General features: G+C 59.6%; 7 protein-coding genes. All 7 read left to right on the top strand.

Going from position 1 to position 6,282, the window contains the following annotated elements:
* Positions 1-196 precede the first annotated feature (196 nt).
* Positions 197-1,213, top strand: a complete 1,017-nt coding sequence (locus ACRXB1_RS27660) for a LacI family DNA-binding transcriptional regulator (RefSeq protein ID WP_449493839.1) — start codon at positions 197-199, stop codon at positions 1,211-1,213.
* 24 nt (positions 1,214-1,237) lie between these two features.
* Entirely contained in the window at positions 1,238-2,182 is a 945-nt protein-coding gene (locus tag ACRXB1_RS27665) for an ABC transporter substrate-binding protein (RefSeq protein WP_449493840.1), read from the top strand.
* A gap of 6 nt (positions 2,183-2,188) precedes the next feature.
* On the top strand, positions 2,189-2,962 hold the full coding sequence (locus tag ACRXB1_RS27670; protein WP_174363654.1) for an ATP-binding cassette domain-containing protein: 774 nt from the start codon (positions 2,189-2,191) through the stop codon (positions 2,960-2,962).
* A complete protein-coding gene (locus ACRXB1_RS27675; protein WP_174363655.1) occupies positions 2,959-3,966 on the top strand; it encodes an ABC transporter permease in 1,008 nt (335 codons plus the stop codon). Before ACRXB1_RS27670 ends, ACRXB1_RS27675 begins: the two co-directional genes overlap by 4 nt.
* Positions 3,963-4,610: a TenA family protein gene (locus ACRXB1_RS27680; protein ID WP_449493841.1), complete on the top strand. Its 648-nt coding sequence runs from the start codon at positions 3,963-3,965 to the stop codon at positions 4,608-4,610. The genes ACRXB1_RS27675 and ACRXB1_RS27680 overlap by 4 nt, the downstream gene beginning before the upstream one ends.
* A gap of 21 nt (positions 4,611-4,631) precedes the next feature.
* A complete protein-coding gene (locus ACRXB1_RS27685) occupies positions 4,632-5,477 on the top strand; it encodes a BtpA/SgcQ family protein (protein WP_062002211.1) in 846 nt (281 codons plus the stop codon).
* On the top strand, positions 5,474-6,282 hold an 809-nt coding region (locus tag ACRXB1_RS27690; RefSeq protein WP_449493842.1), incomplete at its 3' end, for a ribokinase. The genes ACRXB1_RS27685 and ACRXB1_RS27690, both read left to right, overlap by 4 nt.

Consider the following 6,282-nt stretch of genomic DNA (forward strand, 5'->3'; position numbering starts at 1 on the left):
ATCTCGGCGGCGGCTGGTCGGACAGCCTGCTGCACGATGCACGCACTGCGACCGCCCCTTGACCGATAGCGGACAACCCCTTGCACTAGCTATCGTTTCAAACCTGCGCCCCCCATCTCAAATTCCGCTTGACATAGGTTTTATGACGAATTTCAATACGAAAGCGGTTTAGTAAAGCGCTTTCGTAGAGGTCGAGGTGGCAAAAACCAAGTTGGGAGCAAGCCTGAGCGATGTCGCGTCGGCCGCCGGTGTTTCGCCGTCGACCGTGTCGCGTTACCTCAACGCGGGCATCAAGTTGCCCGCATCGACCTCCGAACGGATCGATGCAGCAATCAAGACCTTGCGTTATGTGCCCAATCCTCTCGCCCGAAGCCTGGGGCGGGGCCGGTCGGACACGGTGGGGCTCGTCATTCCCGACATTGCCAATCCGTTTTTCGCGTCGCTCGCGTCCGCGGTCGAGCAAGCAGCGGAGGAGCATGGTCAAGGGGTTCTGTTGAGCGCAACGTCGAACAGTGCAGCACGTGAAGTGGAATACGTGTCCCGCATGCTGCGCAACCGCGTGAGCGGCCTTTTGTTCGTAAGCGGACATCACAACTCGAGTGACCTCGCCGAAACCCTGGCTGCTGCGCCGGGACTGATCCTGATCGATGAAGACGTACCGGGCATCGATTGTTCGAAGGTCTTTTGCGATAACGAGAACGGCGGCCGGCTGGCCGGCCAATACCTGGCGTCCGTCGGGCACAAGCGGATTGCGTTCATTGGCGGACCCGAGAAGCTGCGCAGCACGACTGAACGGCTGACCGGCTTGCGCGAAGCCGCGGAAGAAAACGGCGCAAACGTCGTCATGACGTGCTTCGGCAACTATTCGCCGGAGTTCGGCCGGCAGGCGGCGGCGCAGATCCTGCAGTCGAGCGAAGAGCCAACAGCGGTTTTTGTTTCAAGCGGAGAGATAGCGTTTGGTTTGCTGGAAGCGCTGCAGGCGGCGGATATTGCCATTCCGGAGCGCCTGTCTCTCATCGTTTTCGACGATGCCGGGCCGTTGCATCTGTTTAATCCCGCATTGACCGCAATACGGCAGCCCATCAGGGAGATGGGAAGAAAGGCAGTGGAGCTCGCGTTGGCGGAGCCGGACGAGAACGCTGCGTTCGTCGAGTTCTTGCTGCCTGTTGAACTGATTGTCCGTGCTTCGGTCACGGCACCCAAAGCAACCTGAATATCCAACCTTAAAGGCTAGAAAATGCTGAACCAACTTCGTGGGAAAGTGCTTCGCAAGATAACCTTAGGATTACTACTGACGGCATCCTTGCCTGCGCTCGCGGCTCAGACGTACAGTCTTATTCTCATCAACCAGCAAGCCACCTACTTCAATCAGATGCGCGAGGGCGCACAGAAGCAGGCCGACAAGCTCGGTGCAAAGCTGATCGTCTTCAATGCCAACGACGTTCCAAGCGCACAGAACAATGCGCTGGATGACTATATCCAGCAGAAGGTCGACGGAATCGCGGTCGATGCAATCGACGTGAATGGTCTGCGATCCTCGATCAAGGCAGCGGCGGCGGCCGGAATAACGGTCGTGGGCATCGACGCCGTGCTGCCGCCGGGACCTCAGAAAGCGCAAGTGGGCGTGGACAACGCCGTAGGCGGAAAGCTGATCGCCGACTATCTCGCCAAGTACGTCCAGGCGAATCTCGGCGGAAAGGCCCGGGTCGGCGTGGTCGGCGCCCTGAGTTCCACGATCCAGAATTCCCGCCAAAAAGCATCTATCGATGAACTGGCGAAGTCGCCCGGAATTTCCATCGCCGGGATTGTGGATGGACGCAACAGCCAGGATGTCGCGCTTTCTGCGGCGGAGAATCTCATTACGGCGAACCCGGATATCAATGTCATCTATGCAACCGGCGAGCCCGCCATGCTTGGCGCCATCGCGGCGATCAATGCACAAGGCATGAACAAGAAGATCAAGGTCGTCGGATGGGACCTTGCGTCGGAAGTCATCCGGGGAATCGACAACGGGGTCGTGCTGGGTGTCGTGCAACAGGACCCCGCTGCCATGGGCCGCGCTGCGATTCAGGCGCTTAACGACGTCCATGAAGGGAAAACCGTTCAGACCACGATCTCAGTGCCGCTCGCTGTCGTCACGAAGGCGAACGTCGATCCTTATCGTGCTGCCTTCAAAAAGTGACCGGATATGGAACAGCTTGAAACTCAGGAACGCGCGGACCAGGCGCTTGGCCAGCCCGTACTTTCATTGCGCGACATCAAGATTTCGTTTGGCTCGTTCCAGGCACTGCGCGGCGTCGACCTCGACTTGTACCCCGGCGAATGTCTCGGCCTGATCGGAGACAACGCAGCGGGAAAGTCGACGCTCACGAAGATCATGGCCGGGACCTACATTCCGGACAGCGGAGACATATTGGTGGGAGGGGAGCCCGTCAAGCTGACCAGCCCCGCCGATGCGCGTGCGCGTCACATCGAAATGGTCTATCAGGACCTGAGCTTGTGTGACGCTATCGATGTCGCCGGCAATCTTTTTCTCGGACGCGAGCTTTGCAACAAGGGCTTTCTGAAACGAAGCGCAATGCTCGAAGAGGGAAAACGGCTCTTGTCAAATCTCAAGATCCGCATTCCTGACCTGAACGCGAACGTCGAGCAGCTTTCGGGCGGTCAGCGCCAGGCGATTGCGATTGCGCGAGCGGCATCGTTCGAACCGCGCGTGTTGATCATGGACGAGCCCACCTCGGCGCTTGCCGTTGCCGAAGTCGAGGCCGTGCTCGCGTTGATCAATCGCGTAAAGGCGCAAGGTGTGTCCGTCGTGCTGATCACTCACCGGCTTCAGGATCTCTTTCGCGTATGCGACCGGATCGCCGTCATGTACGAGGGCACGAAGGTCGCCGAGCGCCGGGTGAAAGATACGACGCTGGAAGAGCTGGTTCAATTGATCGTTGGGGAGCAGCACCGATGAGCACCTCCATTTATACCGAGCGGGAAAAAGGCTCGAAGTACAGGGACATGCTTCTTGCACATGCGCAGGTCGCATCGATTGCGGTGTTCTTTATTGCATGCTGCATCCTGTTCAGTGCCGCAACGCCCACCTTCCTGACCACTGCCAACCTGCTGAACATTCTCAGGCAGCTTGCGCCCATGCTGGTGGTCGCGATTGCAATGACGTTTGTCATTGCCACGGGAGGAATCGACCTGTCCGTGGGCTCGGTCGTCGCATTGACGAATTCGCTCGCTGCGATCCTGATGCAAGCCGGTCTCTCGTGGCCTGTCGCTATTCTTGTGACGATACTGCTGGGCGCAGTCATTGGTCTCGTGCAGGGCTGGTTTTCTGCGAGCCAGGCGATCCCGTCATTCATCGTCACGCTTGCCGGGCTTTCCACGTTGCGCGGCATCGCGCTGTATTCCACTCAGGGATTCTCGATACCTATTGAGTCAGGAACGGGCTTTGACTTCTTCGGAGCCGGCACGGTCGCGGGCATTCCGGTGCCGGCCATCATCGCGATTATTGCGGCCTTGATTGGCTACATCACGATCAACCGTACGCGGTACGGTCGCCAGGTCATTGCCGTCGGATCGAACGCCGAGGCGGCACGCCGCTCCGGCATGCCGGCGCTGCGCATCAAGGCATCGGTATTCGTGATCTCCGGCGCTGCGTCCGCTATAGCGGGGCTGATGCTCGCGTCGCGTTTGGGATCGGGCTCCTCGAATGCGGCATCCGGATTCGAACTCGATGTCATCGCGGCGGTGGTGCTGGGCGGCACTTCGCTGATGGGCGGACGCGCGACGGTGGTCGGCACGGTCCTCGGCGCACTGACAATCGCAACGCTTGGAAACGGACTGATCCTCTTGCATGTATCGCCCTTCTTTACCCAGATCGTGACAGGGGTGATCATCCTTCTTGCAATCTGGTCGAACACGCGCGTCTTCAGCAAACTGCGCACGGCAAAAAAAGGAAAGAAATGATGGAGCTTCAATCCCATTCAGACCAGTTGCGAGAAAAGAACCTGGCCCTTTGGAACGAGATGCAGGCGCATGCGTTCGTCGAAGACATCAAGAACGATTCGCTTGCAAAAAACGTGTTTCACAACTACCTTCGATACGAAAATTTGTTCGTCGAAACGGCCATCACGATCTTTGGCTACGCGCTCGTCAAGGCGCCGGATCTGGGCAGGAAGCGTTGGCTTTCGGGCGTGCTGCACGCTTTATCGACTGAGCAGATTCCTTATTTCGAAGCCGTGTTCGACGCACTGGATGTGCGTCCTGTTTCGGACCTCGATACCCTGCCCGCCCGCGTTGTTGCATTCAACTCCGGCATGCTCGAGATCGCGGCCAACGGGTCTTACCACGACGTCGTCGTCGCGATGATGTGCGCCGAGTGGATGTACGCCGAGTGGTGCCAAGCGGCGGCGCGCACTCACATCGCGGATCCAAACGTCAGGGCCTGGGTCCTGCTGCACACCGACATCGCATTCCTCAATCAAGCCGCGTGGCTCAAGAACGAGATCGACACCCTCCCTGCCGCCAAGTTCGATTTCGGGCGTGCAAACGAGATCTTCTCCAAAGCCCTTTCGCTTGAAATCGGCTTCCACAGCGCCGCGTACGAATAGTCGTCAACCAGGGATACATGTATGTCGCACAAGCTCGTTTTGAATGAAAAACCCAATGCCATCGCCACGCTGTTCGGCCGCAAGAAAGCGGTCATCGGCATGCTTCATTGTCTTCCGCTGCCCGGCTCCGCGCGCTACGACGGAGAGCGGATGGAGGACATCATCGCCTTCTCATGCAACGAAGCGCGTCTGCTCGTGGAAGGTGGCGTCGACGGACTGATGGTCGAGAACCACGGCGATATTCCGTTCAGCAAGCCGGACAGTATCGGCCCGGAAACGGTTGCGGCAATGACCATGATTACCGAAGCCGTCAAACGCACGGTGAAATGCCCTGTCGGCATCAACGTGCTCGCGAATGGCGCAATCCAGGCGCTTGCAATTGCCAAGGCGGCGTCGGCGTCGTTCATTCGTGTGAACCAGTGGGCGAACGCATACGTGGCCAATGAGGGCATTGTCGAGGGTCCCGCCGCGCAGGCGACACGTTACCGCTCGTGGCTGCATGCAAGGGACATCAAGATCTTCGCCGACGTCCACGTGAAGCACGGCGCGCACGCCATCACGGGCGACCGCTCGATCCCCGAACTCGCTCGCGACGTGGAATTCTTCGATGCCGACGCAGCCGTGGCGACGGGCCAGCGAACGGGCGACTCCGCGCAACTCGATGAACTCGCGGCTATCGGCAAGGGAACGTCGCTGCCCGTGGTCGTTGGATCGGGCGTCACGCCGGCGAACATTGGCGACATGTTTTCCATTGCCGATGCCGTCATCGTTGCGAGCTTCCTCAAGAAAGACGGGCTGTGGTGGAACGACGTCGATCGAGATCGCGTGCATGAATTCATGGCCGCTGCAAACAAGGCCCGTTCATGAAACGTGTGTTCGTGGTGGGCAATGCAGTGTCGGATGTGACGCTCAATGTCCGGCGCGCACCGCGCCCGGGCGAGTCGGTTCTGGCGCAATCGATCGCTCGCGCACCCGGTGGAAAGGGGCTGAATCAGGCGGTGGCGGCGCAGCGTTCGGGCGCGAAGGTCGTGTTCGTCTCGGCGATAGGCGGCGATGCTGCCGGCATCGAGATCGAGAACGCGCTGCTTCGAGAAGCGTTCGACGATCTGCGTCTGATCAAATTGTCTTGTGATACGGATGTCTCGATCCTCACGGTGACCGCCGACGGCGAGAACTCGATCATCACCACGATCGGTTGCACGCAGGCGAGCAGCGCGGAACGTCTCACGGCGTCTCTATCAGACGTTCAAGCGGGAGACTACGTGCTGATGCAAGGCAACCTGTCTCTTGCCAGCACCAACGCGGTCGCCGATCTGGCTCGCGCGCGCAGCGCGAAAGTCGTGATCAACGCCGCGCCGTGGCACTGGGACAGCACCGAAGCGCTTGAGAAGTGCGACGGTGTCATCGCGAACGAGGGCGAAATCCTGGACATCGCAAAAGGTGTCGACGTAAAGGATTCGGCGGCGTGGTTGCAGTCGAAGGGGCCGGCTTGGGTGATCGTGACCCTGGGCGCTGAAGGCTGCCTGCTTTCGACGCACGAAGGCGCGTCGAACTTCGCGGCACGGCCGGTAAAAGCCTCCGATACATCCGGTGCGGGCGACGTTTTCTCAGGGGTGCTGGTCGGCTCGCTTGCGCGAGGCGCCTCGCTCGACGACGCCATCCAGGCAGGGCA

This window comes from Caballeronia sp. M23-90 (assembly GCF_053574605.1).

Bases quoted from the DNA above. Each gene is read 5' to 3' on its own strand.
- ACRXB1_RS27675 (WP_174363655.1), top strand. From the start codon at position 2,959: ATGAGCACCTCCATTTATACCGAGCGGGAAAAAGGCTCGAAGTACAGG.
- ACRXB1_RS27670 (WP_174363654.1), top strand. From the start codon at position 2,189: ATGGAACAGCTTGAAACTCAGGAACGCGCGGACCAGGCGCTTGGCCAG.
- ACRXB1_RS27685 (WP_062002211.1), top strand. From the start codon at position 4,632: ATGTCGCACAAGCTCGTTTTGAATGAAAAACCCAATGCCATCGCCACG.
- ACRXB1_RS27665 (WP_449493840.1), top strand. From the start codon at position 1,238: ATGCTGAACCAACTTCGTGGGAAAGTGCTTCGCAAGATAACCTTAGGA.
- ACRXB1_RS27680 (WP_449493841.1), top strand. From the start codon at position 3,963: ATGATGGAGCTTCAATCCCATTCAGACCAGTTGCGAGAAAAGAACCTG.